Source organism: Streptomyces sp. NPDC042336 (assembly GCF_055581985.1).
On sequence record NZ_JBVJEA010000001.1, the window covers coordinates 773,064 to 799,792 of the forward strand.

26 protein-coding genes are annotated in these 26,729 nt (G+C 72.2%); 9 read left to right on the forward strand and 17 right to left on the reverse strand.

The window, feature by feature from the left end:
* Nucleotides 1-11 precede the first annotated feature (11 nt).
* Both ACZ6IM_RS03555 and fasR read right to left on the reverse strand, forming a co-directional pair.
* A complete protein-coding gene (locus ACZ6IM_RS03555; protein ID WP_052842856.1) occupies nucleotides 12-938 on the reverse strand; it encodes an ACP S-malonyltransferase in 927 nt (308 codons plus the stop codon).
* Between the two features lie 89 nt (nucleotides 939-1,027).
* On the reverse strand, nucleotides 1,028-2,233 hold the full coding sequence (gene fasR / locus ACZ6IM_RS03560) for a fatty acid biosynthesis transcriptional regulator FasR (protein WP_052842855.1): 1,206 nt from the start codon (nucleotides 2,231-2,233) through the stop codon (nucleotides 1,028-1,030).
* A 62-nt stretch (nucleotides 2,234-2,295) separates the two neighbouring features.
* Between fasR and ACZ6IM_RS03565 the strand changes: the two genes are divergently transcribed.
* On the forward strand, nucleotides 2,296-2,967 hold the full coding sequence (locus tag ACZ6IM_RS03565; RefSeq protein ID WP_052842884.1) for a pirin family protein: 672 nt from the start codon (nucleotides 2,296-2,298) through the stop codon (nucleotides 2,965-2,967).
* Here ACZ6IM_RS03565 and ACZ6IM_RS03570 read toward each other — a convergent pair.
* Together ACZ6IM_RS03570 and ACZ6IM_RS03575 are read right to left on the reverse strand one after the other, a co-directional pair.
* Nucleotides 2,942-3,769 carry a serine hydrolase domain-containing protein gene (locus tag ACZ6IM_RS03570; protein ID WP_052842854.1) on the reverse strand — a complete coding sequence of 276 codons (828 nt, stop codon included), beginning with the start codon at nucleotides 3,767-3,769 and terminating at the stop codon, nucleotides 2,942-2,944. The genes ACZ6IM_RS03565 and ACZ6IM_RS03570 overlap by 26 nt on opposite strands.
* A gap of 19 nt (nucleotides 3,770-3,788) precedes the next feature.
* Nucleotides 3,789-4,259, reverse strand: coding sequence for a GNAT family N-acetyltransferase (locus ACZ6IM_RS03575; RefSeq protein WP_052842853.1), 471 nt, complete (start codon nucleotides 4,257-4,259; stop codon nucleotides 3,789-3,791).
* Between the two features lie 96 nt (nucleotides 4,260-4,355).
* Here ACZ6IM_RS03575 and ACZ6IM_RS03580 point away from each other — a divergent pair, with 96 nt between their 5' ends.
* Both ACZ6IM_RS03580 and ACZ6IM_RS03585 read left to right on the forward strand, forming a co-directional pair.
* Entirely contained in the window at nucleotides 4,356-4,841 is a 486-nt protein-coding gene (locus ACZ6IM_RS03580; protein WP_052842852.1) for a MerR family transcriptional regulator, read from the forward strand.
* The gene (locus ACZ6IM_RS03585; protein ID WP_052842851.1) at nucleotides 4,838-5,854 is read left to right on the forward strand and encodes an aldo/keto reductase; all 1,017 of its coding nucleotides are present in this window, start codon (nucleotides 4,838-4,840) and stop codon (nucleotides 5,852-5,854) included. The genes ACZ6IM_RS03580 and ACZ6IM_RS03585 overlap by 4 nt, the downstream gene beginning before the upstream one ends.
* Nucleotides 5,855-5,904: 50 nt before the next feature.
* Here ACZ6IM_RS03585 and ACZ6IM_RS03590 read toward each other — a convergent pair whose 3' ends face one another.
* The 3 genes from ACZ6IM_RS03590 to ACZ6IM_RS03600 all read right to left on the reverse strand — a co-directional run bounded on the left by ACZ6IM_RS03590 (nucleotide 5,905) and on the right by ACZ6IM_RS03600 (nucleotide 8,802).
* Nucleotides 5,905-6,777, reverse strand: a complete 873-nt coding sequence (locus ACZ6IM_RS03590) for a DUF4429 domain-containing protein (protein ID WP_052842850.1) — start codon at nucleotides 6,775-6,777, stop codon at nucleotides 5,905-5,907.
* A 66-nt stretch (nucleotides 6,778-6,843) separates the two neighbouring features.
* Nucleotides 6,844-8,064: an alpha/beta hydrolase family protein gene (locus ACZ6IM_RS03595; protein ID WP_469554053.1), complete on the reverse strand. Its 1,221-nt coding sequence runs from the start codon at nucleotides 8,062-8,064 to the stop codon at nucleotides 6,844-6,846.
* 54 nt (nucleotides 8,065-8,118) lie between these two features.
* Entirely contained in the window at nucleotides 8,119-8,802 is a 684-nt protein-coding gene (locus ACZ6IM_RS03600) for a TetR family transcriptional regulator (protein WP_052842848.1), read from the reverse strand.
* Between the two features lie 115 nt (nucleotides 8,803-8,917).
* On the opposite strand from ACZ6IM_RS03600, the gene ACZ6IM_RS03605 reads away from it, so the two are divergent.
* Entirely contained in the window at nucleotides 8,918-10,528 is a 1,611-nt protein-coding gene (locus ACZ6IM_RS03605; protein WP_052842847.1) for an MFS transporter, read from the forward strand.
* A 255-nt stretch (nucleotides 10,529-10,783) separates the two neighbouring features.
* Nucleotides 10,784-11,389 (forward strand): response regulator transcription factor, encoded by a 606-nt coding sequence (locus ACZ6IM_RS03610; RefSeq protein WP_052842846.1) that lies wholly within the window; start codon nucleotides 10,784-10,786, stop codon nucleotides 11,387-11,389.
* A 42-nt stretch (nucleotides 11,390-11,431) separates the two neighbouring features.
* Here ACZ6IM_RS03610 and ACZ6IM_RS03615 read toward each other — a convergent pair whose 3' ends face one another.
* The 3 genes from ACZ6IM_RS03615 to ACZ6IM_RS03625 form a co-directional block, all read right to left on the reverse strand.
* On the reverse strand, nucleotides 11,432-12,667 hold the full coding sequence (locus tag ACZ6IM_RS03615) for a histidine kinase (RefSeq protein ID WP_052842845.1): 1,236 nt from the start codon (nucleotides 12,665-12,667) through the stop codon (nucleotides 11,432-11,434).
* Between the two features lie 221 nt (nucleotides 12,668-12,888).
* The gene (locus ACZ6IM_RS03620; RefSeq protein WP_469554057.1) at nucleotides 12,889-15,063 is read right to left on the reverse strand and encodes a TOMM precursor leader peptide-binding protein; all 2,175 of its coding nucleotides are present in this window, start codon (nucleotides 15,061-15,063) and stop codon (nucleotides 12,889-12,891) included.
* Between the two features lie 89 nt (nucleotides 15,064-15,152).
* Nucleotides 15,153-15,329, reverse strand: a complete 177-nt coding sequence (locus ACZ6IM_RS03625; protein ID WP_469554059.1) for a hypothetical protein — start codon at nucleotides 15,327-15,329, stop codon at nucleotides 15,153-15,155.
* Nucleotides 15,330-15,594: 265 nt separating this feature from the next.
* On the opposite strand from ACZ6IM_RS03625, the gene ACZ6IM_RS03630 reads away from it, so the two are divergent.
* The gene (locus tag ACZ6IM_RS03630; protein ID WP_052842844.1) at nucleotides 15,595-16,413 is read left to right on the forward strand and encodes an AfsR/SARP family transcriptional regulator; all 819 of its coding nucleotides are present in this window, start codon (nucleotides 15,595-15,597) and stop codon (nucleotides 16,411-16,413) included.
* Nucleotides 16,414-16,428: 15 nt separating this feature from the next.
* On the opposite strand, the gene rfbH is transcribed toward ACZ6IM_RS03630, so the two are convergent.
* On the reverse strand, nucleotides 16,429-17,733 hold the full coding sequence (rfbH, locus tag ACZ6IM_RS03635; RefSeq protein ID WP_052842843.1) for a lipopolysaccharide biosynthesis protein RfbH: 1,305 nt from the start codon (nucleotides 17,731-17,733) through the stop codon (nucleotides 16,429-16,431).
* A 163-nt stretch (nucleotides 17,734-17,896) separates the two neighbouring features.
* On the opposite strand from rfbH, the gene ACZ6IM_RS03640 reads away from it, so the two are divergent.
* Nucleotides 17,897-18,886, forward strand: coding sequence for a Gfo/Idh/MocA family protein (locus ACZ6IM_RS03640; protein ID WP_469554061.1), 990 nt, complete (start codon nucleotides 17,897-17,899; stop codon nucleotides 18,884-18,886).
* A 70-nt stretch (nucleotides 18,887-18,956) separates the two neighbouring features.
* On the opposite strand, the gene rfbB is transcribed toward ACZ6IM_RS03640, so the two are convergent.
* The 5 genes from rfbB to ACZ6IM_RS03665 are packed head-to-tail and all read right to left on the reverse strand — an operon-like array spanning nucleotide 18,957 to nucleotide 23,897.
* Nucleotides 18,957-19,949 (reverse strand): dTDP-glucose 4,6-dehydratase, encoded by a 993-nt coding sequence (rfbB, locus tag ACZ6IM_RS03645; RefSeq protein WP_052842841.1) that lies wholly within the window; start codon nucleotides 19,947-19,949, stop codon nucleotides 18,957-18,959.
* The gene (locus tag ACZ6IM_RS03650) at nucleotides 19,937-21,274 is read right to left on the reverse strand and encodes an activator-dependent family glycosyltransferase (protein ID WP_469554063.1); all 1,338 of its coding nucleotides are present in this window, start codon (nucleotides 21,272-21,274) and stop codon (nucleotides 19,937-19,939) included. Before ACZ6IM_RS03650 ends, rfbB begins: the two co-directional genes overlap by 13 nt.
* 9 nt (nucleotides 21,275-21,283) lie before the next feature.
* Entirely contained in the window at nucleotides 21,284-22,621 is a 1,338-nt protein-coding gene (locus ACZ6IM_RS03655; protein ID WP_469554064.1) for a cytochrome P450 family protein, read from the reverse strand.
* Between the two features lie 22 nt (nucleotides 22,622-22,643).
* Nucleotides 22,644-23,414 (reverse strand): SDR family NAD(P)-dependent oxidoreductase, encoded by a 771-nt coding sequence (locus ACZ6IM_RS03660; protein ID WP_469554066.1) that lies wholly within the window; start codon nucleotides 23,412-23,414, stop codon nucleotides 22,644-22,646.
* A gap of 48 nt (nucleotides 23,415-23,462) precedes the next feature.
* The gene (locus ACZ6IM_RS03665) at nucleotides 23,463-23,897 is read right to left on the reverse strand and encodes a nuclear transport factor 2 family protein (RefSeq protein WP_469554067.1); all 435 of its coding nucleotides are present in this window, start codon (nucleotides 23,895-23,897) and stop codon (nucleotides 23,463-23,465) included.
* A 197-nt stretch (nucleotides 23,898-24,094) separates the two neighbouring features.
* Here ACZ6IM_RS03665 and ACZ6IM_RS03670 point away from each other — a divergent pair, with 197 nt between their 5' ends.
* A complete protein-coding gene (locus ACZ6IM_RS03670; protein WP_052842838.1) occupies nucleotides 24,095-24,874 on the forward strand; it encodes a cyclase family protein in 780 nt (259 codons plus the stop codon).
* Nucleotides 24,875-24,967: 93 nt separating this feature from the next.
* Entirely contained in the window at nucleotides 24,968-25,684 is a 717-nt protein-coding gene (locus tag ACZ6IM_RS03675; protein ID WP_469554251.1) for a class I SAM-dependent methyltransferase, read from the forward strand.
* A gap of 80 nt (nucleotides 25,685-25,764) precedes the next feature.
* Here the strand turns inward: ACZ6IM_RS03675 and rfbA are convergent, their stop codons facing one another.
* Nucleotides 25,765-26,640 carry a glucose-1-phosphate thymidylyltransferase RfbA gene (rfbA, locus tag ACZ6IM_RS03680; RefSeq protein ID WP_052842836.1) on the reverse strand — a complete coding sequence of 292 codons (876 nt, stop codon included), beginning with the start codon at nucleotides 26,638-26,640 and terminating at the stop codon, nucleotides 25,765-25,767.
* Nucleotides 26,641-26,729 lie beyond the last annotated feature (89 nt).

Here is a 26,729-nt window from a genome sequence, read left to right on the forward strand (position 1 = left end):
CGCGCTCCTTGTCAGGCCTGGGTGTGCTCGGCGACGAGCTCGCGGGCCGCGTCGAGGTTGTCGGGGGTCTTCAGGGCCAGCGTCTTCACGCCGGGCAGCGCACGCTTGGCCAGCCCGGTGAGCGTGCCGCCCGGACACACCTCGATGATCGCGGTGACGCCCAGCTCCTTGAACGTCTCCATGCACAGGTCCCAGCGCACCGGGTTGGCGACCTGGCCGACGAGCCGGTCCAGCACCTCGGTGCCGTCGGCGACGGCCCGGCCGTCCTTGTTGGAGACGTACGTCACCTTCGGGTCGGCCGGCGTCAGGGCCTTCGCGGCCTCGGCGAGCTTGTCCACCGCGGGCGCCATGTGACGGGTGTGGAAGGCGCCGGCCACCTTCAGCGGGACGACCTTGCGGACGCCCTCGGGCTTGTCCTCGTTCAGCGCGGCGAGCTGCTCCATGGTGCCGGCCGCCACGATCTGACCGGCGCCGTTCACGTTCGCCGGGGTCAGGCCGAGCCTCTCCAGGTGCGCGACGCTCACCTCGGGGTCGCCGCCGAGCAGCGCCGACATGCCGGTCTCGGTCACCGCGGCGGCCTCGGCCATGGCCAGGCCGCGACGGCGTACGAGGGTCAGCGCGGCGGTGTCGTCGAGGACGCCCGCGAAGACGGCGGCGGTGATCTCGCCGACGCTGTGGCCCGCGACCGCGCCGGGCGCGAACCCCGGAATGTCACCGAGTGCCGCGGCGGAGAGGATTCCGGCGGCGACCAGCAGCGGCTGGGCCACGGACGTGTCTCGGATCTCGTCCGCGTCGGCCTTGGTGCCGAAGTGGGCGAGATCGAGTCCGATGGCGTCGGACCACGCGGCGACGCGGTCCGCGGCGCCGGGAAGGGCGAGCCAGTCAGTCAGGAAGCCGGGCGTCTGGGCGCCCTGGCCGGGAGCGACGAGTACGAGCACTCTCACACTCTCTCTTGAGGACGGCCACGACCGCCCGTGGGGACAGGGACGAAGAACAGGAGCGGGTTTTGTGGACCCTGTACAAAATCCTAGAGCTGCGGATCTCCGTCGGCCAGACGCCCCAGGATGAGCGCGATCCGCAGTGTGAACGCAGACCGTACATCAGAGGGCGACCATCCGGTGACGTCAGTCACACGTCGGAGCCGGTAGCGCACGGTGTTCGGGTGAACGAAGAGCATCCGGGCGGCGCCCTCCAGACTGCTCGCCTGTTCGAGATAGACGCTGAGCGTCTCCAGCAGCGCAGCCCCCGCCTCCTCCAGTGGTCTGTAGATCTCCTCCACCAGTTGCTCACGGGCCGAGGGGTCGGAGGCGATCGCGCGCTCCGGCAGCAGATCGTCGGCGAGCACCGGGCGCGGCGCGTCCTGCCAGGCGGTGCACGCCTTGAGCCCGGCCGCGGCGGCCTGCGCGGACCGGGTCGCGGCCAGCAGGTCCGGCACCACGGGCCCGGCGACCACCGGACCCTGCGCGAACGGCCCGATCAGCGACTTCGCCACCGCCAGCGGGTCGTTGCGGCCCCCGGCGATCACCACCAGACGGTCCCCGAGCACCCCGGTCAGCACCTGGAGCTTGGCGTGCCGGGCCGCGCGCCGGATGGCCTCCACGGTCAGCTCGGAGTCCCCGTCGGGAGCGGTGCCCAGCACGACGCACACGTGCTCCGGCGAGTTCCACCCCAGGGCGGCGGCCCGCGACACGGCACCCTCGTCGGCCTCGCCGCTGAGCACGGCGTTCACCACCAGCGACTCCAGGCGCGCGTCCCAGGCACCGCGTGCCTCGGCGGCCTGCGCGTACACCTGGGCGGTCGCGAAGGCGATCTCCCGGGCGTACACGAGCAGCGCCTCGCGCAGCACCGACTCGTCACCGGGGGCGGCGACCTCGTCGATCGCGGACTCCATCACCTCGATGGTGGTCCGCACCATCTCCACGGTCTGCCGCAGCGTGATCGCCCGGGTCAGCTCGCGCGGCGCGGTGCCGAACACGTCGGTGGAGATGGCCTGGGGCGCGTCCGGCCGCCGGAACCACTCGGTGAACGCGGCGATGCCGGCCTGGGCGACCAGCCCGATCCAGGAACGGTTCTCCGGTGGCATCGCCCGGTACCACGGCAGCGTCTCGTCCATCCGCGCGATGGCCTGCGCGGCGAGCGATCCGGAGGACTGCTCCAGCCGCTTCAGCGTCGCGGTATGCGGGTGGGCGGGCTGGGCGGGGGCGTCGGGCTTACCGGTTTCGGGTTCGGGCACGGGGACAAGACTGCCTTATCGGGCCGGGCGGGTGTGCCGCCGGGGCTACGGTGAACGACGTGATGGACGTACGCCGCGCCGACGAGCGCTATCCGGGCGGTGATCCGGCAGCCGGGATCATCTCCCGCCATGCCTTCTCCTTCGGTCCCCACTACGACCCCGACAACCTCCGCTTCGGGGCACTGCTGGCCTGCAACGAGGAGCGCCTCGCACCCGGCGCGGGCTTCGACGAGCACCCCCACAGCCACACCGAGATCGTCACCTGGGTGGTGGAAGGCGAGCTGACCCACCGCGACAGCGCGGGCCACGAGACGGTGGTCCGCGCCGGTGACCTGCAACGCCTCAGCTCGGCGGGCGGCGTCCGCCACGTAGAACGCAACGACGCCGCCGTCCCCCTGACCTTCGTCCAGATGTGGCTGGCCCCGCGCGACCCCGGCGGCGACCCCGCCTACGAGATCGTCCGCGGCATCGCCGACTCCACCCCGTACGCCGTCCCCGAGGCCGCCGCGATGCTCCACGTGCGCCGCCTGGTCGCGGGGGAGCGGACGGCGGTGCCGGACGGGGCGTACGTGTACGTCCACGTGGTGCGGGGCGCGGTACGCCTCGGTGACGAGGAACTGGGCGCGGGCGACGCGGCCCGCGTCACGGACGCCGAGGGAGTGGACGCGGTGGCGGTGACGCGGGCTGAGGTGCTGCTGTGGGAGATGGCTAGGACCGGGTCCGTGCCTCGGTGAGTACCGCGTCCGTGAACGGCGGCCACGCCTCGACCGCCCAGGGGCCGAAGGCGCGGTCGGTGAGGGCGACGCAGGCGAGCCCGGCGTCCGGGTCGGTCCACAGGAACGTGCCGGACTGGCCGAAGTGGCCGAAGGTGCGCGGGGAGGAGGCGGAGCCCGTCCAGTGCGGGGACTTGCCGTCGCGGATCTCGAAGCCCAGGCCCCAGTCGTTGGGGTTCTGGTGGCCGTAGCCCGGCAGTACGCCCTTGGTGCCCGGGTACTGGACCGTCATCGCCTCGGCGACCGTGCGCGGGTCCAGCAGCCGGGGCGCCTGCACCTCGGCGGCGAAGCGGAGCAGGTCCTCGACCGTGGAGACGCCGTCCTTCGCCGGGGAGCCCTCCAGCGAGGTGGACGTCATGCCCAGCGGTTCCAGCACCGCCTGCCGCGCGTACTCGGCGAACGGCATGTCCGCCGCCTTCGCGATGTGGTCGCCGAGCTGCTCGAAACCGGCGTTGGAGTACAGCCGGCGCTCCCCGGGCGCGGAGGTCACCCGGTGCTCGTCGAAGGCCAGCCCCGAGGTGTGCGCGAGCAGGTGGCGGACGGTCGCCCCGGGCGGCCCGGCGGGCTCGTCCAGCTCGATGGCGCCCTCCTCGTACGCCACGAGCGCCGCGTAGGCCGCCAGCGGCTTGGTGACCGAGGCGAGCGGGAAGCGGTGCGCGACAGGGCCGTGGGTGCCGAGGACCGTGCCGTCGGCCCGTACGACGCCCGCCGCCGCGGTGGGGACCGGCCAGTTCTCGATCGACGCGAGGCTGTTCAAGGACATGGCGTCGAGCCTAGGCGGCTCAGAGGCGCAGCCGCATCGAGGGGGTCGTGTCTCGCGTGAAGCCCATCGACGCGTACAGGGGCTCGGCGTCCGGGGAGGCCGTGAGCATGACGTGTCCGGCGCCCCGCTCGCGGAACCACTGCAGCAGCTCGTCCATGCACGCTCGCGCGTACCCGCGGCGCCGGGCGTCCGGGTCGGTGGCGACGCTGAAGACGTATCCGATCAGGCCGTTCGCCGGCCGGCCCGGCCCGCCGATCCGGTACTCCAGGGTCCCCACCACCAGTGCCGCCAGCGCGCCCGGCCGCTCCGGACAGTCGACGACGAACGCCGCGAAACTCCCGTCCGGATCGGCCAGTCTCGCCCGCAGGCCGGGCAGCGACCCCGCCTGCCAGTCGGTGGAGGCGTCGGACGTGACGGAACGGATCATCACCTGCCGGAGGCGGAGCACTTCTCCCGCGTCCTCGGGCACGGCACGGCGTACGAGACTCATGCCCGCACGCTAGTGACCCGCCGGGTCGCGTGTCCCGTGGATTTCCCGCCGCACGCGCTTGCTTGGAGTGCACTCCAAGGTCATAGCGTGGGGCACATGACGGTGATGCAGACCACGGCCGGGACCCTCGCGCCGAACGCCACCAGAACGGACATCTGCTCCGCCCCGCCCCGGCGCCACCCGCGTCCCGACGGGCAGGACCGCTACACCATCAGCGAGGTCGTCGCCTTCACCGGCCTGACCGCCCACACGCTGCGCTGGTACGAGCGGATCGGCCTGATGTCCCACATCGACCGCTCGCACACGGGGCAGCGCCGCTACAGCAACCGCGACCTGGACTGGCTCGACTTCGTCGGCAAACTGCGGCTGACCGGCATGCCGGTCGCCGACATGGTCCGGTACGCGGAGCTGGTGCGCGAGGGCGAGAGCACCTACCCCGACCGGCGGGAGCTGCTGGAGTCCACCCGCCGCGACGTGCTGGCGCGGATCGCCGAACTACAGGACACCCTCGCCGTACTCGACCGGAAGATCAGTTTCTACGGGGACGCCGGACGTGCCCGGGACATGGAGAAGAACCGATGACCGACAGCAGCATGCCGAAGGCCCGGCTGGGCGCGGGCGGCCCGGAGGTGGGTGTCCAGGGCCTCGGCTGCATGGGCATGAGCTTCGCATACGGGCCCTCGGACGCCGAGGCGTCCCGCGCGACCCTGGAACGGGCGCTGGAACTGGGCGTCACCCTCTACGACACGGCCGACGCCTACGGGGCGGGCGAGAACGAGCGGTTCCTGGCGCCGTTCTTCAAGGCCCACCGCGAGGAGGTCGTCGTCGCGACCAAGTTCGCGCTGTCGATCCCGCCGGACGACCCGACCAGGCGGATCATCCGCAACGACGCTCCGTACATCCGCGAGGCGGTCGAGGCGAGCCTGCGCCGGCTGGACCTGGACGTGATCGACCTCTACTACATGCACCGGCGCGACGTGAACGTGCCGATCGAGGAGACCGTCGGCGTCATGGCCGACCTGGTCCGCGAGGGCAAGGTCAAGCACCTCGGGCTGAGCGAGGTGACGGGGGACGAGCTGCGGGCGGCGCAGACGGTGCATCCGATCGCCGCCCTGCAGTCGGAGTGGTCGCTGTTCAGCCGGGACATCGAGGCGGGCGTGGTGCCGGCCGCCCGCGAGCTGGGCGTCGCCCTCGTCCCGTACTCGCCGCTCGGCCGGGGCTTCCTCACCGGCTCCTTCGCCAACGCCGACCAGGACCTCACGGAGGGCGACTTCCGCCGTCAGCAGCCCCGCTTCACCGGCGACAACGCGGCGGCCAACGCGGCCCTCCTCGCCCCGGTCCGCGCGCTGGCCGAGGCCCACGACGCCACCCCCGGCCAGATCGCCCTGGCCTGGGTCCAGCAGCGGGCCCAGGTCCACGGCCTGCCGGTGATCCCGATCCCGGGCACCCGGAAGCCGACGCGGGTGGAGGAGAACACGGCGGCGACCCGCATCGTCCTGTCGGACGACGAGCTGTCCCTGCTGGAGCCGATCGCGGAGAAGGTGGCGGGCGACCGCTACGCGGACATGACGTTCACCTCCGCAGGACGGGAGTAGGACGGGAGTAGGAAGGGAGCGGGAAGGGGCGCCGGTCCGGCCGCGGGGAGCTAGAGCTGCGCCAGCAGCTCCGCCTTCTTCGAGGAGAACTCCTCGTCCGTCACCAGCCCCTGCTGATGCAGCTCCCCCAGGTGCCGGATCCGCTCGGCGATGTCGGCGGGGTCCCGCCGGGGCGCCGGCACGGCCACCGGCACGGGCGCCACGGCGGCCCGCTCCCGGACCGCCGCCAGCACCGCCGCGGCGAACGGCAGCGACTCGTGCACCGGCCCGTACCCGAGCCCGAAGACGACCGCCGCCGGATCCTGGTCGGCCTGGGGGGCGGCCGGTGCGGCGGCGGCCGATGCGTCGGCGTCGCGCGGCAGCAGCCGCAGGTACCCCTCGAACATCTCGGGGGAGCGCCACTCCACCCCGCCCAGGTCGGAGACCGGGAAGTTCTGGTCGCCGGCCTTCCACTTCGCCGAGGACGCGCCCGTCCAGGACCAGCGGAAGGACACCGCCCTGCCGTCGAAGGACGCCTTCCCGTCGTACGCCTTGAACTGCAGCGGTGCCTCGGGCGGGGCCACCAGGTAGCGCTCGGTCTTGCCGGACTCGGTCAGCAGCGCCCGCAGCTCGTCGGCGTAGTACTCCGCGAGCGTCTCCCGTTCGGCGGGCAGCACCAGCCGGTAGGGGTCGCCGCTCTCCTTCAGCTGTCCGGCCGCCGCCTCGATCAGCGGATCGGCGCCCGCGCGCGGCTCGACGCGCAGCACGACGGTGCCGCGCTTGCCGGGCGTGAGCGTCACGCCCTCGATCGCCTCCAGGGGCACACGGCGTTCCCCCAGGGCCTGGAACAGCTTGGGTGTTCGAATCCCCCGTTCGTAGCGGATGAGCACGGAGTCGGACTCGAACTCCCAGGCGGCATGAAATCCGGCCAGTACGTCACCCATGCGGCTCATCGTATGCGGCACGAGCCTCTCCGTCCCCTCCCCGTGCAAACCGGAGTTTCTGCGCCTCTACGCGCGTCCGGCCGCCGTCGTCGCGGACAAACCCGCCCGGCATGTGTCGTCTTCACCGGCGCAGGCGACCGTGCGGTACGCGCCAACCCCGATCCCCGCGAAGTTCCGCAGGCTGTCCGTCCCGGGCACGAAGTAGCCGCCGTGCCCCCGGGCGTCCCGCGCGGACAGCACCCGCGCCCCGAAGCCGGCGGACACCGGATCGGCGCCGTGCCCGAGACCGCCGACCTCCATGTACGGCACGTCCTGGATCCAGTCGTCGGCGTCCCGCATCGCCCACACCCGGGCGGAGGTGTCCAGGTGGGAGGCGTTCTCGGCACGCATGCCGGGACTGCCCGCCACCGCTATGTCGCTCACCCGGCCGGGCAGCCGGCCGGCGGCGAGGCCGCACACCACCGAGCCGTAGCTGTGGCAGAAGAGGGAGACCGGGGACCGGCCGGGCAGCGCCCGCAGCAGCGCGTTCAGCCGCACGGCCCCGTGCTCGGCGCGGTTCGCGGTGGCCGCCTCCATGCCCAGACCGCTGGGGGAGGTGTAGTCGGCCCAGGCGATCACGGCCGTGTCGGTGCCGGGGCCGGCCGCGCGCTCGGCCGCGTACAGCGACTCGGCCATGCCGGCCGGCGCCGCGTACTTCTTGCGGTCGGTGCGCTGGAACGTGAGCAGTTCGGTGTCCACGCCCGGGACGACGACGGACACGCGGTCGGCGCGGTTCAGGTCCCCGAACACCTCGGCGACCCTGCCGGAGCCCGCCGGGTCGAAGGCGAGGATGTGCCGCCCCGGGTCGAGCAGCGACTCGTAGTTGCGCATCCGCCGTCCGGCCTCGCGCTGCCCGGCCGGGGACAGGCGCTTGTCGTGCATGCGGGCGCTCTCCACCGACCGCGCCTGCTGCAGCGCGGAGCGGTTGGCGAGGTAGCGCAGCTGGATCGGGGCGCCGTTCATGTTGCCGACGGCCAGCGGGTACCGGTGGGCCAGGCTCGTGCGCTGCCACGCGGTGAGCGAGGCGAAGAAGCGGGCCAGCCGGGCGGGAGCCGCCTGGGCGTCGGGCAGCCGCCGTCCGTCGATCCGGCCGTGCTCCCAGGCCGTGACCGACGCTTCGAGAGCTGTGGGGCCCCGCTGGTTGCGCAGGGCGGTCCAGCCGGTGGTCGCCAGCATCACGAACACCACGGCCAGGGCGAGCAGTGCGCGCCAGACGTTCAGCTGCGGGGAGGTGTCGAAGGAAGTCACTGGGAGGACACACTAGGAGAACGGGACGGTCTCGCGTGAATCCAGTGACACGGATCACGTTTCAGTGCGGCGCCAGTTCCCGGTGAGCGCGGGCGCCACCTGGTCGAGATAGGCGGCGGTCAGGTCCCGCAGGGCCGCCAGGCCGGCGTCGTCGCGCGCCGACCAGATCCGTTCGGTCACCCGCATCACCGCACCGAAGACGGCCACGACCACCCGGGGCCGCGGATCCGTCTCCAGGTCGAGGCCCTCGCGGCCGGCGACCACGCGGGCGATCTCCTCCTCCAGCTCCGTCGCCCGCCGCAGATGGGCGGCGAGCAGTGCGGGTGTCGACTCGATCACCCGGTAGAAGCGCATGTGCAGCTCCAGCGGGACCAACTGCTCGACGGCCTCGCCGATGGTGTTCCAGCTCTCCGCGAGCGCCATGCGCAGCGCGTCCAGGGGTGCCTCCTCGGGCGGGCGCGCGTGCACGGCCTCGACGAAGCGGGACTCCGCGAGCCGCGACACGAAGAACGCCGCGTCCTCCTTGGAGGCGAAGTAGCGGAAGAAGGTCCGCTGCGAGACGTCGGCGGCCTCGGCGATGTCGTCGACGGTCGTCTCCTCGTAACCGCGCTCGGTGAACAGTTCGAGGGCGGAGCGCAGCAGCAGGTCCCGGGTGCGCTGCTTCTTGAGTTCACGCAGGCCGGGACGGGAGGCCGCGGGTGCGGTCTCCGGCAGCGCCGACGGGCCGGCCACCTTCAAAAGTCGTCTCCTTCGTACGGTTTCCCCTGTTCAGGCTATATGGGGGAAGTCCTGTCAGTTACTGACTCGTGAATTGGTTTGTCAACTGTCAGCGGCTGTCATTAGCCTCAGCGGTATGACTAGTCAGACCACGCTCGACAAGCCGGGACCGGGGGACGGAACCCCGGCGGGTTCAGCGCCCGCCAAGGGGTGGCGCGGCCATCCCTGGGTCACCCTCGTCACCGTCGCGGTCGGGGTCATGATGGTGGCCCTGGACGGCACCATCGTGGCGATCGCCAACCCGGCCATCGGCAAGGACCTGGGCGCCAGCTGGTCCGAGCTGCAGTGGATCACCAACGCCTACTTCCTCGCGCTCGCGGTCTCCCTGATCACCGCGGGCAAGCTCGGCGACCGCTTCGGTCACCGGCAGACCTTCCTCATCGGTGTGGCGGGCTTCGCCGCTTCCTCCGGCGCCATCGGACTGTCCGACAGCATCGCCATGGTCATCGTCTTCCGGGTCTTCCAGGGCCTGTTCGGCGCGCTGCTGATGCCGGCCGCGCTCGGTCTGCTGCGGGCCACCTTCCCGGCCGAGAAGCTCAACATGGCCATCGGCATCTGGGGCATGGTCATCGGTGCCTCCACCGCGGGCGGCCCGATCCTGGGCGGGGTGCTGGTCGAGCACGTCAGCTGGCAGTCGGTCTTCTTCATCAACGTGCCGGTCGGCGTTCTCGCCGTGGTGCTCGGCGTGCTGATCCTGCTGGACCACCGGGCCGAGAACGCCCCGCGCTCCTTCGACGTCGTCGGCATCGTGCTGCTGTCGGCGTCGATGTTCGCTCTCGTCTGGGCGCTCATCAAGGCCCCCGAGTGGGGCTGGGGTTCCGGTCAGACCTGGCTGTTCATCGCCGGGTCGGTGGTGGGCTTCGTCGTGTTCTCCGTCTGGGAGACCAAGGTGAGGGAACCGCTGATCCCGCTGGCGATGTTCCGCTCGGTGCCGCTGTCGGCCGGTGTGGTCCTGATGGTCCTGATGGCCATCGCCTTCATGGGCGGCCTGTTCTTCGTCACCTTCTACCTGCAGAACGTGCACGGCATGAGCCCGATCGACGCCGGCCTGCACCTGCTGCCGCTCACGGCCATGATGATCGTCGCCTCGCCGCTGGCCGGGGCGATGATCACCAAGGTCGGCCCCCGCATCCCGCTCGCGGGGGGCATGGCCTGCACCGCGATCGCCATGTACGGCATGTCCACCCTGGAGACGGACACCGGCAGCCTGGCGATGTCCGTCTGGTTCGCGCTGCTCGGTCTCGGCCTCGCCCCGGTCATGGTGGGCGCCACGGAGGTCATCGTGGGCAACGCGCCGATGGAGCTGTCCGGCGTCGCTGGTGGCCTCCAGCAGGCGGCGATGCAGATCGGCGGCAGCCTCGGTACGGCGGTGCTGGGCGCCGTGATGGCCTCCAAGGTCGACAACGACCTGGCGGGCAACTGGGCCGACGCGGGCCTGCCCGAACTCACCCCGGACCAGCAGGAGCTGACGGGTCAGGCCGTGCAGCAGGGCGTCGCGCCGGTGCCCCCGGGCACCCCCGCGCAGGTCGCCGAGAAGATCACGGACGTCGCCCACGACACCTTCATCTCCGGCATGAGCCTCGCCTCGCTCGTGGCCGCCGGGGTCGCGGTCGTGGCGGTGTTCGTCGCCTTCCTCACCAAGCGCGGCGAGAACGCGGAGGCGGGCGCGGGCGTGGGGCACATCTGACGGGCCCGGCCCTGCCCGTGGGGTGAACGGACGCGGCGCGCCGCCGGGGCGGCGTGCCGCGTCCGCCCATGTCACGGGCGGTTCTTCACCCTGCGCGGCGCTGAATCCACGTCAACTTTTTGGCGTAATGGCAGTGGTAGGTTGAAGCCCAGCTGTCGGAAGCCGTCGGCGCAGGCGAACGCTTCGCGTGCGGAGTGCGCAGGCGCCCCTTTCCCTGACCAGGAAGGTTGACGGCAACCATGGGGTAGGGGGGGCATGATACGGATCCTCATCGCCGAGGACATGGCGATATTACGGGGTGCGCTGGCCGAACTCCTGAGTCTGGAAGCCGACATGAAAGTGGTCGCCGAAGTCGGCCGCGGCGACGAGGTCGTCCCGAAGGCGCGCGCCCTCCAGCCGGACGTGGCCGTGCTCGACATAGGTCTTCCCGGCATGGACGGTATCGCAGCCGCCGCCGAGCTGAGTACCGTCGTCCCCGACTGCCGGATCCTCATCCTCACGGGCCTCGGCACCCCCCACACCCTGCGCCGGGCACTGGCCAGCCAAGTGACGGGATTCATGCGCAAGGACGTCGCCCCGTCCCAACTCGCCGCGTCGATCCGGGCGGTGGCCGCCGGCGAGCGGGCCATCGACTCCCAACTGGCCGTCGCGGCACTGGAGGCGACGACCCAGCCGCTGGCACCGCGGGAACTGGAGGTCCTCCGGCTCGCCGCCGTGGGCGAGGACGTCGCGGCCATCGCACGCCGCCTGTTCCTCTCCAGGGGTACGGTGCGCAACTACCTGAGCAGCGCGGTGGTCAAGCTGGGCGCCCGCAACCGCATGGACGCGGTACGGATCGCGCGCGAGGAAGGCTGGATCTGACCGGTGCCGGGGGCGTCCCGCACGCCACCCGGGCCCGCGCGTTCAGGCCACGGACGCGGAGTTGTTCACTCCGGTGGGGGTGGGCCGCAGGGCGGGCCGGAAGACGCTGTCCGCCGGGGCGTCGCCCGCCACCGGCACCGGCACCACCGCCGTCAGCCGGAACCACTTCTCGTCCCTGATCTCCGTGCACAGCTTCCCGTGCACCGCCTCGACGCGTTCCCGCAGGTTCGCCAGGCCGCTTCCCCCCGGCGCGGCGGGCCGGTCCACGACTCCGTCGTTGCTCAGCTCCAGGACGACGGTGTCCCCCTCGTGTGCCAGCTCCACCACACAGGTGCTGACCCTGCTGTGCCGCAGCAGATTCGTGACCCCCTCCCGCAGCACGGTCGCCAGGGTCGTCTCGACGGCCTGCGGCAGCACGCCGACGCTGCCCCGGAACGTGGTGTGCACGCCCATGTCCTCCAGGGTGGCGCGGACGGTGTCGATCTCGGTGGCCAGGGACAGGGCCCGGTAGGCCTGGGAAGCCGCCCGGACGTCGTCGAAGGCGTGCTGGACGGATTCCAGGATCTCCGTGAGCACCTGGTGCCGGCGGACGTGCTGGAACGGCGGCAGTCGCCGCGCCAGTTCGCACTTGTACGCGATGGTGGTCAGATTGATGCCCAGCAGGTCGTGCAGGTCGCGGGAGAAACGGAGCCGTTCCGCCTCCAGGACCATCCGGGTCAGCTCGCCGCGGGTGTGGTGCGCCTCCCGGACGAGCCGGGTCAGCTCCGAGAGCCCGAACACCACCAGGCCGGTCAGCGCCGTCGCGACGGTCCCGTACACGAGGGAACCGCGGCCCACGCCGGTCCGCAGGACGAGCAGGCCCGCCGATGCCACGACCGTCACGAAGGCCGCCCATCGCCAGGGGGAGGGCAGGACGAGCAGGGCGGAACCCGCGAGGAAGCCGGGCGTGGCGAGCCAGGCCTCGGTGTAGACGAGGAACGGGAGGTAGGTGAGGAGGACCTGCGATCCGAAGGTCAGGCGCCGTCTGCGCGCGGCCCAGGGCGACAGGTGGGGGAAGGAGTGGGTCAGCTGCAGCCCGTAGACGAGCAGCAGCGAGGCGATGCCCGCGGCCAGGCCCACGGGCGAGGGACGGGCCTCCAGCAGGTAGATGACGCCGATGGCGAAGAAGGCCACCAGGACGGCGACGGTGATGGTGGTGGCGGCGCCTGCGGCGAGGTGCCTGCTGCTCGCGTCCTCCCGGTCGGCACGCGCACCGTCGTGCGGGGCAGAACCGCTCATCTCTTGTCCTTCCGGATGAACCGTACGAATCGATGAGTCATGTCGTGCCGCGGCCCGCGCTCTCGGTCAAACCGGGAGAGCGTGACACACGATCGATCCTAATCAATCAAAACCACTCGGAAGGGGGCTTCCTGGCGTGGCGGGTACGTGCAACATCCCTTTTTGTCATCGGAGTTGACAACGCGGTCGGCCCCGGCGGCGGTGCGTGGGCACGCTTCGCGTCACAGATGGAGCGGCAGCGGATTGAGTTCGGCGAAGTCCCGCGGCCGGGCCAGCCGGCCGAGCGCGACCGGTACGTCGAACAGGCGCCCCGGGCCGAATCCCGCCCAGTGGGGACGCAGTCCGGGCACGAGCACCTTGGCGACGGGCAGCTGGACGTCGGGGCGTGTCTGGTCGAGCACGAGCACTTCGAGACCGTGCCGGTCCAGCAGCGCGACCAGCGACTCGGCCTGGGCCGCGGCGTCGGCGGGCGGACGCGGCGCCCTCGGAGGACGGGCGGGCCGGCGTGCGGCCGGCAACAGGTGGGGCTGGTTGGCCGTGGTGGCGTGCCGGAACCAGCGCAGCGCCTCCTCGTCCGTGCCGGTGTAGGCCGTTTCCCCAGTGGCCGGACCGTCCACCAGCGGCGGCAGCATCTGGTTGAGCTCGGTCAGCGCACGCAGCAGCGCGACGCGGGGATCGAAGTGCGCGCCGAACCCGAGCACGATGTCCTCGGCGGGCGTCGCGGTCCGCGCGGAGACGGCGGCGACCACGGGAATCCCCAGGTCGGACGTGAGGTCGAGCGCCCACACCGACCGGCCCAGGTCCTTGAGGGCGGCCCGCGTCCCGGCGATCCACGGGTCCCGCCGGTCGAGCTCCACACCGGGCTGCCGGGTCCGGTTGTACCACCACAGGGCGACCGCGTCCCGCTCCACCAGTTCGAGGCAGCCGTGCACGACGGCGTCCTCCAGACTGGTCCCGGCGGCGGCCCCGTTGGAGGTGGCCCGGCAGTAACCGGCGTCCGCGTCCGGGGCGTTGTAGTAGAGCAGGCTCGTCGGCGCCAGCCGCTGCCGTCGCCCGGTCAGGGACCATACGGGGGTCCAGTCGATCTCGGCGTCCTCGTCGAAGGGCTCGGTCACCTGGTGGAAGGGGCCGTGCGCGGCGTTCCACGCCGCCCGGTCCTCGAACTGGCGCCGGTCGAAGAGCTGGACGGTGTCCGGGTGGACGGCCCGCGGTGCCAGCTCGCGGTAACTACCGCGCAGGCGTGGCTCGTCGCCCTGGAAATGGCCGCTGTACCGCTCCAGGGCCTCGCCCAGCGCGCTCGCCCGCGCGTGGGTCTCGGTGACGCCCTTGCCCGAGCCGGGGGTGCGCAACGGGGTGCGCAGCGCCGGCGGCGGCAGCGCGGGGTCCCACGGCGGCCGGGCACTCGCGTGGAAGCAGTTGAGGAACCGCGGCCCCCTCGGGTCCCGCCGGATCTCACCGACCACCCCGGTGACGGGGTCCACGAGGTGGCCGTAGCGCTCCAGCATCCGGCCGGGATCGAGGGTCCGGTACCCGCCGCCGGTGTCGTGGACCGGCCGGTGGGACAGCACGACCGGGGCCGACACCCGCTTGCGCACCAGCCCGGGGTCACCGCAGCGGGCACACTGCGGACGGCGCCGCACGGGATGACGGCTGCTCTCCAGCGTGCGGGTGTCCAGCCGCCACAGCTCGCCCTGGCCGGGGTCCCGGTACCCGGCGAGCCACTTCCCGGCCTCCAGCAGCGCCAGGTGGAGGGCGGCCGTACGCCCCGCGGGCAGGTAGGCGGGCCGGTGCGAGGCGGGCCCGCCGAGCCCGAGACGGTGCCGCACATGGGCCTCGCCGCGCCGGCGCAGCCGGAGCCGGTCCGCGAGGCAGCTCCAGCAGGGGCCGTCGCCGGGGGTGAGGAACGGGCCGATCCACAGATGTGTGCCGCTGGCCCGCACCGGCAGCCAGCCGCGGCCCTCGGCACGGTGCTCCGCGTCCAGGGCGCCGAGCCGCGGATCGAGGTAGTCGTGGCACAGGACCAGCGTCAGACCGGCACGTCCGCCGTCCTCGGGCGCCGGATGCAACCCTGCCGCGGACACCGCCCCGCGCAACGCGCCCGGATCCTCGGCGGTGAGGTCGACCGAGGCCAGCAGCGGGGAGGCGGCTGCTCCGGGCCGCGCGGCCAGACCGGTCAGCGACCAGTAGGCGCGTTCCGGTGCGGTCGGCCCGTCCGCCTCGAAGGCGTGCAGCAGCCCCGCCTGAAGGAGCCTGTCGACCAGCCGGCCGGTGACGTCGGCCGGGAGCGCGGGAGCCGCCTCGGCGATGATCGTGGGCAGGTCCCGGGTGCCGTCGAGCAACGGGGCCAGCAGAGCCACCTGGTGCCCGTCGAGCGTGGTCACCCGGTCTTCCGCCATGAGGAAGACCGGCTCCCCCGGAGCGGAGTCCACCCGCAGATGCGGTGCGAATCCCAGCCGGGGGAGCCCGCCCTCCGCCGGACGGCGCTTCAGAACCGGGTGCCGCCGTCCGCGGACGACCCGGTGCCGGACGCGGGCGTCCAGCAGATGCAGATGCGGCTGTCGGTGAGCGCTTCGGGCTCGTGGCCGAACTCCGTGATCACCAGATCGTCCGCGACCCCTGCGGTCACCACGTCGGCCTCGGGCCGGGAAGTGGTCCGTGACATGTGTGTCTCCTGTCGCTTTCGAAGGCCGTGACGGCGTGCCGAACCCCCGCCCGTGGCCGTTGCGGTCGACATCATTCTGTCGACCCGGGCCGGTGGACAGCAGTGCATTTCGCACAGGGGACATGTGAGGAACCCACCTCTTGCCCCTAAGCTCCTCATACGCCTGGTCGGGCCCGTCGCACTGGTTCGGACCGGAAGCGGTCGGCGAGACTCCCACAGCAGGAAGTTCTCGGGGTGCCGTGCCGACCACATGGGGGACCGCAATATGGACATCTGGTTACTGGGACCGCTCACGGCCGAGGTGCGTGGCCGGTCGATCGTCCCGTCGGCGGCCAAGCCGCGCCAGATCCTCGCGCTGCTCGCCATCCACGCGAACCGCGTGGTGCCGGTGGGGACGCTGATGGAGGAGATCTGGGGCAGCGAGCCGCCGCAGAGCGCGCTGGCCACCTTGCACACGTACATCCTCCAACTGCGCCGGCAGCTCACCGCCGCCTACGGCGCGGACGCCGGAGTGTCCGCCAAGGACGTCCTCGTCACCCAGTACGGCGGCTACTGCTGGCGGGCGCCCGAGGACGCCGTCGACGTACCGCGCTACGAGCGGCTGGTTGCCGCGGGCCGGGCGGCCGTCGGCGAGGACCGGCAGGAGAGGGCGTCGGCGCACTTCAGGGAGGCGCTGGCGCTGTGGCGCGGATCGGCCCTGGTCGACGTGCGCATCGGGCCGGTACTGAGCATCGAGGTGGCCCGGCTGGAGGAGAGCAGGCTCGGCGTGCTGGAGCGGTGCGTGGAGGCGGACCTGCGACTGGGACGTCACGCCGAAGTGCTGTCCGAGCTGATCGAGCTGACCGGGCGTCACCCGCTGCACGAGGGACTGCACGCCCAGTGCATGGCGGCACTGTACCGGGCGGGCCGGTCCTGGCAGGCGCTGGACGTCTACCAGCGGCTGCGCCGCCGGCTGGCCGAGGAACTGGGCCTGTCGCCGTCCCCGCGCCTGCAGCGGATGCAGCAGGCGGTGCTCGCGGCCGAGCCATGGCTGGACGCGCCGGAGCGCGGGGACGACCTGCTGCTCGACCGGATGATCGGCTGACCGGGCCCGGGCGGCTCAGCCGTTCTTGGCGACGAACTCCACGACGGACTCGACCATGTAGTCGGTCATCTCCTCGGTGATGCCCGGATACACGCCGATCCAGAAGCTCTGCTCGGTGATGACGTCCGAGTTGCGCAGGTCGCCCGCCACCCGGTGCCGGCTGCCGAGATAGGCCGGATGCCGGGTGAGGTTGCCGCCGAACAGCCGTCGTGTGCCGATGCGCCGGTCCTCCAGGAAGGCGATCAGGTCGCGGCGGGTGTAGGTGGCGTCGGGCAGCACGGTGATCACGAACCCGAACCAGCTCGGGTCGCTGCCCGGCGTCGCGCTGGGCAGCAGCAGCCCCGGCACGTCCGCCAGCCCGTCGCGCAGCCGCTGCCAGTTGCGCCGCCGGGCCGCACCGAACTCCTCCAGCTTGTCCAACTGGGTCAGTGCCAGGGCGCCCTGGAGATCGGTCGCCTTCAGGTTGTAGCCGATGTGCGAGAAGATGTACTTGTGGTCGTAGCCCTTGGGCAGGTCACCGAGCTGGTAGTCGAAGCGCTTCAGGCAGGTGTTGTCCTCGCCCGGCTCGCACCAGCAGTCACGGCCCCAGTCGCGGAACGACTCGACGATCCGGGCGAGTTCGAGGTTCCTGGTGAGGACGCAGCCGCCCTCGCCCGTCGTGATGTGGTGGGCCGGATAGAAGCTGACGGTGGCCAGGTCGCCGAACGTGCCCGTCTTGCGCCCCCGGTAGGTCGAGTCCACCGCGTCGCAGTTGTCCTCGACGAAGAACAGGTCGTGGTCGGTGGCCAGTTGCTGGATCTCCGCCGCCTCGTACGGATTGCCGAGGGTGTGCGCGATCATGATGGCCCGGGTGCGGTCCGAGATCGCCGCCGCGACGCGCTCCGCGGTCGTGTTGTACGTGCCGAGCTCCAGGTCCACGAAGACCGGGGTGAGCCCGTTCTGGAAGATCGGGTTGACCGTCGTGGGGAAACCGCCGGCCACGGTGATCACCTCGTCCCCCGGGCGCAGCCGCTGGTCCCCGAGCCGGTCGGAGGTCAGGGCCGACAGCGCCAGCAGGTTGGCCGAGGAGCCGGAGTTCACCAGGTGCGCCTTGCGCACTCCGATGTGGCGGGCGAACCTGCTCTCGAAACGCCGGGAGTGCGCTCCGGCCGCGATCCTCAGGTCCAGGGCCGCCGCCACCAGCGCGACCCGGTCCTCCTCGTCCAGGACCGCTCCCGAGGAGAGGATCGGCGTCACTCCCGGCTCGAAGTGTCCCGGCCGCTGCTGCCTGTGGTACTCGCGGACCTGCTCCAGGATCAGGGCCTTGGTGTCCGACGTCATAGCCGTCCCTCCCGTCAGGAATGCCTCGGGGCCATGCTCGCGCCGACCGGTCGAAGAGCTGTGGAGTCCCCGCTGAAAAGGCCTGCTCCAGCGGGCTTCCAGGGGCCTTCGACCCGGCCCGGCTAGCTTGTGTCCGCGATGTATCCGACAGGTGAGGTGGCAGATGTCCGAGGACACTCCGCGACCGGTGCTTCGTATGGGAGTCCTGGGCTGCGCCGACATCGCGGTGCGCCGGATCCTGCCCGCGCTCGCGGAGCACCGGTCGGTGCGGCTGGTGGCCGTGGCCAGCCGGGACGGGGCGCGCGGCGAACGCCTCGCGAGGCGCTTCGGCTGCGCGGCGGTGACCGGCTACCAGGCGCTGCTGGACCGGGACGACATCGACGCGGTGTACGTGCCGTTGCCTCCGGGCATGCACCACGAATGGGTCGCGCGGGCGCTGACCGCCGGCAAGCACGTCCTGGTGGAGAAGCCGCTGAGCACCACGTACGCGCAGAGCGCCGAGCTGGTCGAGACGGCCGCCCGGCTCGATCTGGCGCTCACCGAGAACTTCATGTTCCTGCACCACTCGCAGCACGCGGCGGTACGGGGGATGCTCGGCGAGATCGGTGAACTCCGCGTCTTCTCCAGCTCCTTCGGGGTGCCGCCCCCCGACCCGGCGTCCTTCCGGCACAGTGCGTCGCTCGGCGGCGGTGCCCTGCTGGACGTGGGCGTCTACCCCCTGCGCGCGGCCCAGCTGCACCTCGACGGGGAGCTGGACGTCCTCGGGGCCTGTCTGCGCGTCGACGAGCGCACCGGGGTCGACGTCGCGGGCAGCGTGCTGTTGTCCACGGCGACCGGGGTCACCGCCCAGCTCGACTTCGGGTTCCAGCACTCCTACCGTTCCACCTACGCCCTGTGGGGCAGCCGGGGGAGGCTCAGCGTGCCGCGGGCCTTCACGCCGCCCCGCGAGCACCGCCCGGTCGTCCGCATCGAACAGCAGGACCGGCTCACCGAGCTGACGCTGCCGGCGGACCACCAGGTGGGCAACGCCCTCGACGCGTTCGCGGCGGCGGTCCTGTCCGGAGCCGACCGGTCCGGCCTGAGGGAGGCCCTGCTGCGCCAGGCACTCCTGGTGGAACAGGTGCGCAAGGCCGCCCGGGTCGTCGCCCGCTGAGACGAGCCGCGTCCGGCGAAGAGCCGGCCTCCTGACGGGGGCCGGCTCTCCTGTGTCCTGTGCCCGATCCCTAGGAGGGACCGTCCGCGGCACCCCGGGGCGGGCCCGCCGCCGCGTGCGGGAGGGTGCGCGCGCGGTACCAGTCGACGACCTCGCGCAGTCCGTCGTCCAGGGACAGCCGGGGCCGGTAGCCCAGTTCCCGGCGGATCTTGGAGTCGTCGACCGCGTACCGCAGGTCGTGCCCCTTGCGGTCCGGCACGCGGCGCACCCGCGACCAGTCGGCGCCGCACAGTTCGAGGAGCCTTGAGGTCATGTCGCGGTTCGTCAGGTGGGTGCCGCCGCCGATGTTGTAGACCTCGCCGGGCCGCCCGCCGGTCAGCACCGCGTGGACGCCCCGGCAGTGGTCTTCCACGTGCAGCCACTCCCGGACGTTGCCGCCGTCCCCGTACAGCGGGACGGTCCGCCCTGCCAGCAGCTCGGTGACGAACAGGGGGATGAGCTTCTCCGGGTGCTGGCGGGGGCCGTAGTTGTTGGCACACCGCGTGATGCGCACGTCCAGCCCGTGCGTGCGCCAGTAGGACCGGGCGACGAGGTCGCTGCCCGCCTTCGACGCCGCGTAGGGCGAGTTGGGCAGCAGCGGCTCGTCCTCGGTCCAGGTGCCCTCGGCGATGGACCCGTAGACCTCGTCCGTCGAGACGTGCACGAAGGTGGCCACGCCGCAGGACAGGCTCGCCTCCAGCAGCGCCTGGGTCCCCAGCACATTGGTGCGGACGAATTCCGCCGCCCCCGTCAGGGAGCGGTCGACGTGGGTCTCGGCCGCGAAGTGCACCACCGCGTCGTGGCCGGGGAACACCTTCAGGAGGGCGTCGAGGTCGCAGATGTCCAGCTGCCGGAAGTCCAGCCGGGGATCCGTCAGGGGCAGGTTGTCCGTGCTCCCCGCGTAGGTGAGCAGGTCGACGACCGTCACCCGGTCCGGCCGGGGACCGGGCAGGTCGCCGGCGAGCAGGGAACGCACGTAGTGGGAGCCGATGAATCCGGCTCCGCCGGTGATCAGGAGGCGCACGGCGCGGACCCGCCCTCCGGGTGACGACGGTGTCCGTGGGCGCGGTGCTGGGCGGTCAGCCGCTCCAGTACCGGCACCACCTCGGCCGGGGTCCGCTCGGACTCGGCCTCCGCCCGCAGCCGCGCGGCGGCAGCGGTGAACGAGGGCTCCTCGAGGATCCGCACGAGCCGGCTCCGCAGCCCCTCGACCGTCACCTCGTGCGAGGGGAGGTGGAGACCGGCGCCCAGCTCCTGCTGGCGGCGCGCCCGTTCGATCGCGTCCCAGATCCAGCCCATGGCGATCTGCGGAACGCCCTCGGCCAGCGCCGTCGACCAGGTGCCGGCGCCGCCGTGGTGAACGATGGCCGCACAGCTCGGCAGCAGGGCGTGCAGCGGCACGTGGTCCACCAGGCGCACGTTGTCCGGGACATGGGTCAGCAGCCTCCGCTCCTCGGCGCCGAGAGTGGCCACCACCTCGATGTCGAGGCCGTCGATCGCCTTGAGGACGAGGTCGACCGGGACGGCGTTGGGGAACTCGGAGGTCCGGGCCGTCAGCCCCAGGGTGACGCACACGCGGGGATGCTTCGGCGGGGTGCGGAGCCAGTCGGGCACCACGGCGGGCCCGGGGCCGTTGTAGGGGACGTAGCGCATGCCCACGGCGGGACCGTCCGAGGGCGGGCGGAAGCTGCGCGGCACCTGGTCGACCGACCACTGTCCCGTCACCGCCCGCTCGTCGAAGGCGACGCCGTGGCGGCCGAGCGTCCACTGGAGCCACTGGCCCAGGCAGTCGTCGGGGTGCGCCCCGCCCGGCCCGTCGGCCGGGTTCGCCGCGGCGGGGCCGAGCTGGGCGAGGAAGGCCCGGCGCATGGACAGGAAGAGGTCGGGGAAGGAGAGCACCCGCGCGTGGGCCGCGCCGGTCGCCATCGCGGCGACCGCGCCCGCGAACGTGAAGGGCTCCCACAGGACGAGGTCCGGCTGCCACTCGCGGGCGAAGGCGACGAGGTCGTCGACCATCGGATCGTCGTTGACGAGGGCGAAGAACGTGGCGGTCATCATCGCGTCCCAGCCCTTGAGGAAGGCGGGCGTGAGCCGGCCGGGGTCGTCGGGGTCCAGCGACTGGTTGGCGTGGTGGGACAGCACCGAGCCGCCCACCCCCTTGACCATGTCGTCGAGGCGCGGGTCGGTGCCCACCGGGACGGCGGTCAGCCCGGCCGCCGTGATGCTCCCGGTCAGCGCCGGCTGGCTCGCCACCCGCACCTCGTGCCCGGCGCACCGCAGCGCCCAGGCGAGCGGAACGGAGCCGTTGAAGTGCGCGTCCATCGCGAAGGACGTCAGCAGAACACGCATGGTCACCCCTTACGCGGAAGTGGTCGCCGTGGTCAGGGTCCACCGCAGCACGCCGCCCAGGACGGGGGAGCGCATCCGGCGCCGTACACCGTCCGCCGGGGCGAGACGAGGGTGGCGTTCGCGCAGGGCGTGCACCGCGCTCTCGGCCTGGAGCCGGGCGAACGCCCCGAAGAGCGAGGTGTGCGGGCCGGACAGCGCCAACTGCCCCTGGGCCAGGGGACGGGTGATGTCGAAGTGGTCCGGGGCGAGGAACACCTCGGGGTCCCGGTTGGCCGCGCCGACGTGGACGACCACCTGGGAACCGGCGGGGACGTCCTGGCCGGCGAGCGTGAGGTCCTCGGCGGCGATCCGGCTCTCCAGCCGGACCGGCGGCGCGTGGCGCAGTGCCTCCTCCACCGCTGAGGACGCCAGGTCCGGGCTCTCGCCGAGCAGCGCCCACTGCACCGGGTGGGCGAGCAGCGCCTCCACCGCGTTGTTGATGAGCCCGGCGGTGAACTCGACGCCCACCACGGCGGCCAGCACACCGACGGCGAGCGCGTCCTCGGCGCCGGAGCCGGACGGGTCGGCGCCGAGGACGGTGCCGAGCAGGTCGTCACCCGGCTCGGCCCGTCGCGCCGCGACCAGTGCGCCGACGAGGCCGCGCACGTCCTCCACGGCCTCGGCGAGCCGACGGGTGACGGCGAGCGGCTGGGGACACAGCACCGCGTCGAGCGCGACCGCCAGGTCCGCGCAGGCGCGCGCGAAACGGCCCTGCTCGGCCTCCGGGACCCCGAGCAGGGCGGCGGCGGCCTCGACGGCCACCGGACGGGAGTAGTCCGCCATGAGGTCGAACGAGGCGCCCAGTCCGTCGGCCCGCTTGCCGTGCAGCCGTTCGGCACCCGCCCGGTGCCCGTCCGTCGCCGCGTCGCCCAGCACCGGCGCCGCGGCCCGCCGCCAACGGGCGTGGTCGGCACCCGGGGCGTGCAGGAAGGCCCGGTCCAGCGGGGTGATGTGGCACAGCAGGGGATTGCTCCAGGCGTCCGAGAAGACGTGCCGTTGCGAACCCGGCAGATCGGCGTGGCGCAGACTCAGCCGGGGATCGGCCAGCACCTCGGCGGACACCGCGTGCCGGCCGGTGACGAAGGCTCCCGTGGCGCTGCGCCACAGCGGCGTCTCGGACTCCCGTACGCGCCGGGCCAGCGCCACGGGGTCGTCGCTCTCCGCGCGCAGCGTCAGGGCGTACGGGTCGCCGCTGGTGCCGTAGATCCAGTGGAATCCGCGGGCGGTCAGCAGATGGCGGCCCAGCTCGCTGTCGGTCTGCCGGACCTCCTCGGGGGTGGTGGTCACGTCGGTCTCCGTGTGTGTCACGGCGGGCTCCTTCGGTGCCGGTTCAGGTGAGGGACAGGCCGCCGTCGACCGCGAGCACCGCTCCGGTCGCGTAGGCGGCGCGCGGGTCGGTGAGTTGGACGGCCCACCAGGCGATGTCGTCGGGGCTGCCGACCCGGCCGGCCGGGACCCGCGCGGCGATCTGCCCCAGGAAGCCGGCGTACGCCTCCCGCGACATGCCGGACCGTTCACCGATACCGGTGTCGATCACGCCCGGCGCCAGTCCGAGGACCCGGATGCCGCGCGGGGCGAGTTCCACGGCCCAGGTCCGGGTGAGGAAGTCGAGGCCCGCCTTCGCGGCGCCGTAGACCCCGTTCTCCGGCCAGGCCCGGCGGCCCAGCGCGCCGGCCGAGCCGATGTTCAGCACGGTGCCGCCGCCGTCGGCCGCCAGGGCGTCCAGGGCCTGCCGGGTGAGCAGCAGCGGGGCCAGGAGGTTGCCTTCGAGCTGTTCGCGGGCGGTTTCCGGCTCGGTCCGGTCGAGCGCGGCGAACCCGCCGGTGGCCGCGTTGTTGACCAGTACGTCGATCCGTCCGAAGGCCTCCAGTGCGGCGTCGGTGACGGCCCGGGGCGTGTCGGGAGAGGTGAGGTCGGCGGTCAGGACGCTGATGCCGGGGTGCCCCTCGGCGGTTCCGGCCAGGGTCGCGGGGGTGCGTCCCACGACCAGCACGCGGTCGCCCCGCTCGGCGAACGCGCGCGCCGTGGCCCGCCCGATGCCCGTTCCGCCGCCCGTGACGATCACGCCACGGGGCGCCGCGGGGCCCTGGGCCGCGCTCACGTCCGGGTCCGTGGCGGGACGGACCGCACGGTGGACGGCCGGCCGCCGCTACGGCTGGTCGTCACGCGTCACCACCCGCTCCCTCACCAGGAGTTCGCCCGCCTCGCTCGCCAGGACGTCGTGGCAGGTGCAGACCAGGTGCAGCCGCGCGGGTCCGCCGCGCGGCACGGTGATGATGGTGACCTGGCTCTCGGCCGTCAGCGAGCCGTCGTCCGCCGGGGTGACGGTGAGCATGCCGACCCAGTGGCGCTGCGTCTCGCCCCGGGCGGCGATGTCCGCGGCTGACTGCCGGGCCCCCGCGGCCAGGGCCGGACGGCCGCGTACCGGCTGAGGACGCGAGGGCGGCGCGAAGGAGCCGTCCTCGGTGAAGGTGCCGGCCCAGGCGTCGGCCTCTCCCGTGTCCAGGAGCCGCATCTGCCGTGCGTAGAAGTGCTGTACCTCGGCGTAGACGTCCGCCGGGGCCGTCGGGGCCTGTGCTGTCATGCCGTGTTCCTTCCGCCGTTCCCGTGGGCCGGGGCGGAGGCGGTTCCCGGCCCCGGTGACGTCATGACGGTCGCAGCAGGGGCTCCAGGATCGGTCGAGCCGGAGCACGGGCGGCCGTTCAGTCGCGCTCCAACGCTTCTCTAGCCGTCCTGGCGAGCATGGGCTGGCTCGCAACCAACCATCGCCGGGAGGCACGTGTGCGCATCATCGACCTGTCCTCGCCCGTCGACGCGGCGGGTTTCGAACCCGATCCCGTGGTGCACGAGGTCCTCGGGCCCAAGGAGGCCGCCGTGCACATGAGCGAGGAGATGCGCGACCACTTCGGCATCGAGTTCGACCCGGCCGAGCTTCCGGAGGGCGAATTCCTCTCGCTGGACCGGCTCCAGCTGACCACCCACACCGGAACACACGTCGACGCGCCCTCGCACTACGGCACCCGCGCCTCCTACCGGGAGGGTCCGCCGCGGCACATCGACGAACTGCCGCTCGACTGGTTCTTCCGGCCCGCCGTGGTGCTGGACCTGAGCGACCGGGGCACCGGCGCGGTCGGCGCCGACGTGATCGAGCGGGAGCTGGAGCGGGTCGGCCACACGCTCTCGCCCATGGACATCGTGCTGCTGCGGACCGGCGCCGACGCGTGGGCGGGGACGCAGAAGTACTTCACGGACTTCACCGGGCTCGACGCTTCGGCCGTGCACCTGCTGCTGGACCGGGGCGTCCGCGTCATCGGCACCGACGCGTTCAGCCTGGACGCGCCCTTCGGCGACATCATCGCCCGCTACCGGGCGACCGGTGACCGGTCGGTGCTGTGGCCGGCCCACATGATCGGCCGGGACCGCGAGTACTGCCAGATCGAACGGCTGGCCGGGCTCGACCGGTTGCCCGTCGCCCACGGGTTCCGCCTCGCCTGCTTCCCGGTGCGCATAGCGGGGGCGGGGGCCGGCTGGGCGAGGGCGGTGGCACTGCTCGACGAGTGAGGCGCACGAGAGGCGAAGGACATGCGGGACGGGCGCCGGGTACGGCACCCGCCGGACCACCCGCCCACGGGGACGACAGCGGAGGAGACGCACATGTACGGCCGGGAACTCGCGGACGTGTACGAGGAGATCTACCGCAGCCGCGGAAAGGACTGGGGCCAGGAGGCGGCGGACGTCGCCCGGGTCATCACCGAACGGAACCCGGGAGCCGACTCGCTGCTCGACGTCGCCTGCGGCACGGGCGCCCATCTCAGCGTGTTCAGCGAGTTGTTCGACGTCGCCGAGGGGCTGGAGATCGCGGAGCCGATGCGCCGGCTCGCCGAGCAGCGGCTGCCCGGCACCACCGTGCACGCGGGCGACATGCGCGACTTCTCCCTCGGCCGCACCTACACCGCGGTGAGCTGCATGTTCTGTGCCATCGGATATCTGGAGACGGTGGCCGACATGCGGTCCGCCATCAGGTCGATGACGGACCACCTGGAGCCCGGCGGTGTCCTGGTCGTCGAACCCTGGTGGTTCCCGGAGAACTTCATCGAGGGCTACGTCGCGGGTGACCTGGCCCGTGCGGAGCACCGCACCGTCGCGCGGATCTCGCACACCACCCGCAAGGGCCGGGCCACCCGCATGGAGGTCCGCTTCACCGTGGGCGACGCCGCCGGCATCCAGCAGTTCACCGAGATCGACGTACTGACCCTGTTCACCAAAGAGGAGTACCTCTCCGCTTTCGCCGACGCAGGCTGCTCCGTGGAATTCCTGGACGGTGGTCCCACCGGCCGGGGCCTCTTCGTCGGTGTGCGGTCCCACCGGTAGAACCGGTAGAACCGGTAGAACCGGTAGAACCGGTAGAACCGGTGGGACCGACGGAAGCAGACCCCGGGGCGGAAAGGCGGTCAGTTCGACATGTCGCGGGCCACGGACATCACGTACTGGCCGTAGTCCGACTGTGCCATCTTCTCGCCCAGCCGAAGGCACCGCTGTGGGTCGATGAATCCCATCCGCAGGGCGACTTCCTCCACGCAGGCAATGCGCACGCCCTGCCGTTCTTCGAGGGTCCTCACGTACTGGGTGGCCTGGAGCAGTGATTGCGGGGTGCCGGCGTCCAGCCAGGCGAAACCGCGGCCGAGGTCCACCAGGCGGGCCCGGCCGCGGGCCAGGTAATTCCGGTTGACGTCGGTTATCTCCAGTTCTCCGCGTGCCGAGGGACGCAGGTTCTTGGCGATGTCCACCACTTCGTTGTCGTACAGGTAGAGCCCGGTGACGGCGAGGTCGGAGCGGGGCCGGGCCGGCTTCTCCTCCAGGGAGACGAGCCGTCCCGCCGCGTCGGTCTCGCCCACCCCGTAGCGCTCCGGGTCCTCGACCGGGTAGCCGAACAGCACGCAGCCCTGGACGTCGCGGACGTTGCGCTGGAGCAGGTCGTAGAAGTGGTAGCCGTGGAAGATGTTGTCCCCGAGAACCAGCGCCACGTCGTCGTCGCCCACGTGGTCGGCGCCGATGACGAAGGCCTCGGCCAGCCCGGCGGGCCGGCTCTGCACCGCGTAGTCGATGCTCAGGCCGAGGTGGGAGCCGTCGCCCAGGAGCCTGCGGAACGAGTCCAGGTCGCGCTCGGTGCAGATGAGCAGGATTTCCCTGATGTCCGCGAGCATCAGCACCGAGAGCGGATAGTAGATCATCGGCTTGTCGCCGACCGGGAGGAGCTGTTTCGAGACGGAGACGGTTATTGGATGGAGCCTTGTTCCCGAACCGCCGGCGAGAATAATCCCCTTCATGGGTATGCCCCTGTCCTCGATTTCTGTACATGCTAACGACAGGATTTGTCCGGCAGCAAGGACGGCAATTCCGGATCCAGCGTAAATCG

Bases quoted from the DNA above. Each gene is read 5' to 3' on its own strand.
- ACZ6IM_RS03565 (WP_052842884.1), top strand. From the start codon at position 2,296: ATGGACGTACGCCGCGCCGACGAGCGCTATCCGGGCGGTGATCCGGCA.
- ACZ6IM_RS03570 (WP_052842854.1), bottom strand. From the start codon at position 3,769: ATGTCCTTGAACAGCCTCGCGTCGATCGAGAACTGGCCGGTCCCCACC.
- ACZ6IM_RS03575 (WP_052842853.1), bottom strand. From the start codon at position 4,259: ATGAGTCTCGTACGCCGTGCCGTGCCCGAGGACGCGGGAGAAGTGCTC.
- ACZ6IM_RS03580 (WP_052842852.1), top strand. From the start codon at position 4,356: ATGACGGTGATGCAGACCACGGCCGGGACCCTCGCGCCGAACGCCACC.
- ACZ6IM_RS03585 (WP_052842851.1), top strand. From the start codon at position 4,838: ATGACCGACAGCAGCATGCCGAAGGCCCGGCTGGGCGCGGGCGGCCCG.
- ACZ6IM_RS03590 (WP_052842850.1), bottom strand. From the start codon at position 6,777: ATGGGTGACGTACTGGCCGGATTTCATGCCGCCTGGGAGTTCGAGTCC.
- ACZ6IM_RS03605 (WP_052842847.1), top strand. From the start codon at position 8,918: ATGACTAGTCAGACCACGCTCGACAAGCCGGGACCGGGGGACGGAACC.
- ACZ6IM_RS03610 (WP_052842846.1), top strand. From the start codon at position 10,784: ATGATACGGATCCTCATCGCCGAGGACATGGCGATATTACGGGGTGCG.
- ACZ6IM_RS03615 (WP_052842845.1), bottom strand. From the start codon at position 12,667: ATGAGCGGTTCTGCCCCGCACGACGGTGCGCGTGCCGACCGGGAGGAC.
- ACZ6IM_RS03620 (WP_469554057.1), bottom strand. From the start codon at position 15,063: ATGGCGGAAGACCGGGTGACCACGCTCGACGGGCACCAGGTGGCTCTG.
- ACZ6IM_RS03625 (WP_469554059.1), bottom strand. From the start codon at position 15,329: ATGTCACGGACCACTTCCCGGCCCGAGGCCGACGTGGTGACCGCAGGG.
- ACZ6IM_RS03630 (WP_052842844.1), top strand. From the start codon at position 15,595: ATGGACATCTGGTTACTGGGACCGCTCACGGCCGAGGTGCGTGGCCGG.
- rfbH (WP_052842843.1), bottom strand. From the start codon at position 17,733: ATGACGTCGGACACCAAGGCCCTGATCCTGGAGCAGGTCCGCGAGTAC.
- ACZ6IM_RS03640 (WP_469554061.1), top strand. From the start codon at position 17,897: ATGTCCGAGGACACTCCGCGACCGGTGCTTCGTATGGGAGTCCTGGGC.
- ACZ6IM_RS03650 (WP_469554063.1), bottom strand. From the start codon at position 21,274: ATGCGTGTTCTGCTGACGTCCTTCGCGATGGACGCGCACTTCAACGGC.
- ACZ6IM_RS03665 (WP_469554067.1), bottom strand. From the start codon at position 23,897: ATGACAGCACAGGCCCCGACGGCCCCGGCGGACGTCTACGCCGAGGTA.
- ACZ6IM_RS03675 (WP_469554251.1), top strand. From the start codon at position 24,968: ATGTACGGCCGGGAACTCGCGGACGTGTACGAGGAGATCTACCGCAGC.
- rfbA (WP_052842836.1), bottom strand. From the start codon at position 26,640: ATGAAGGGGATTATTCTCGCCGGCGGTTCGGGAACAAGGCTCCATCCA.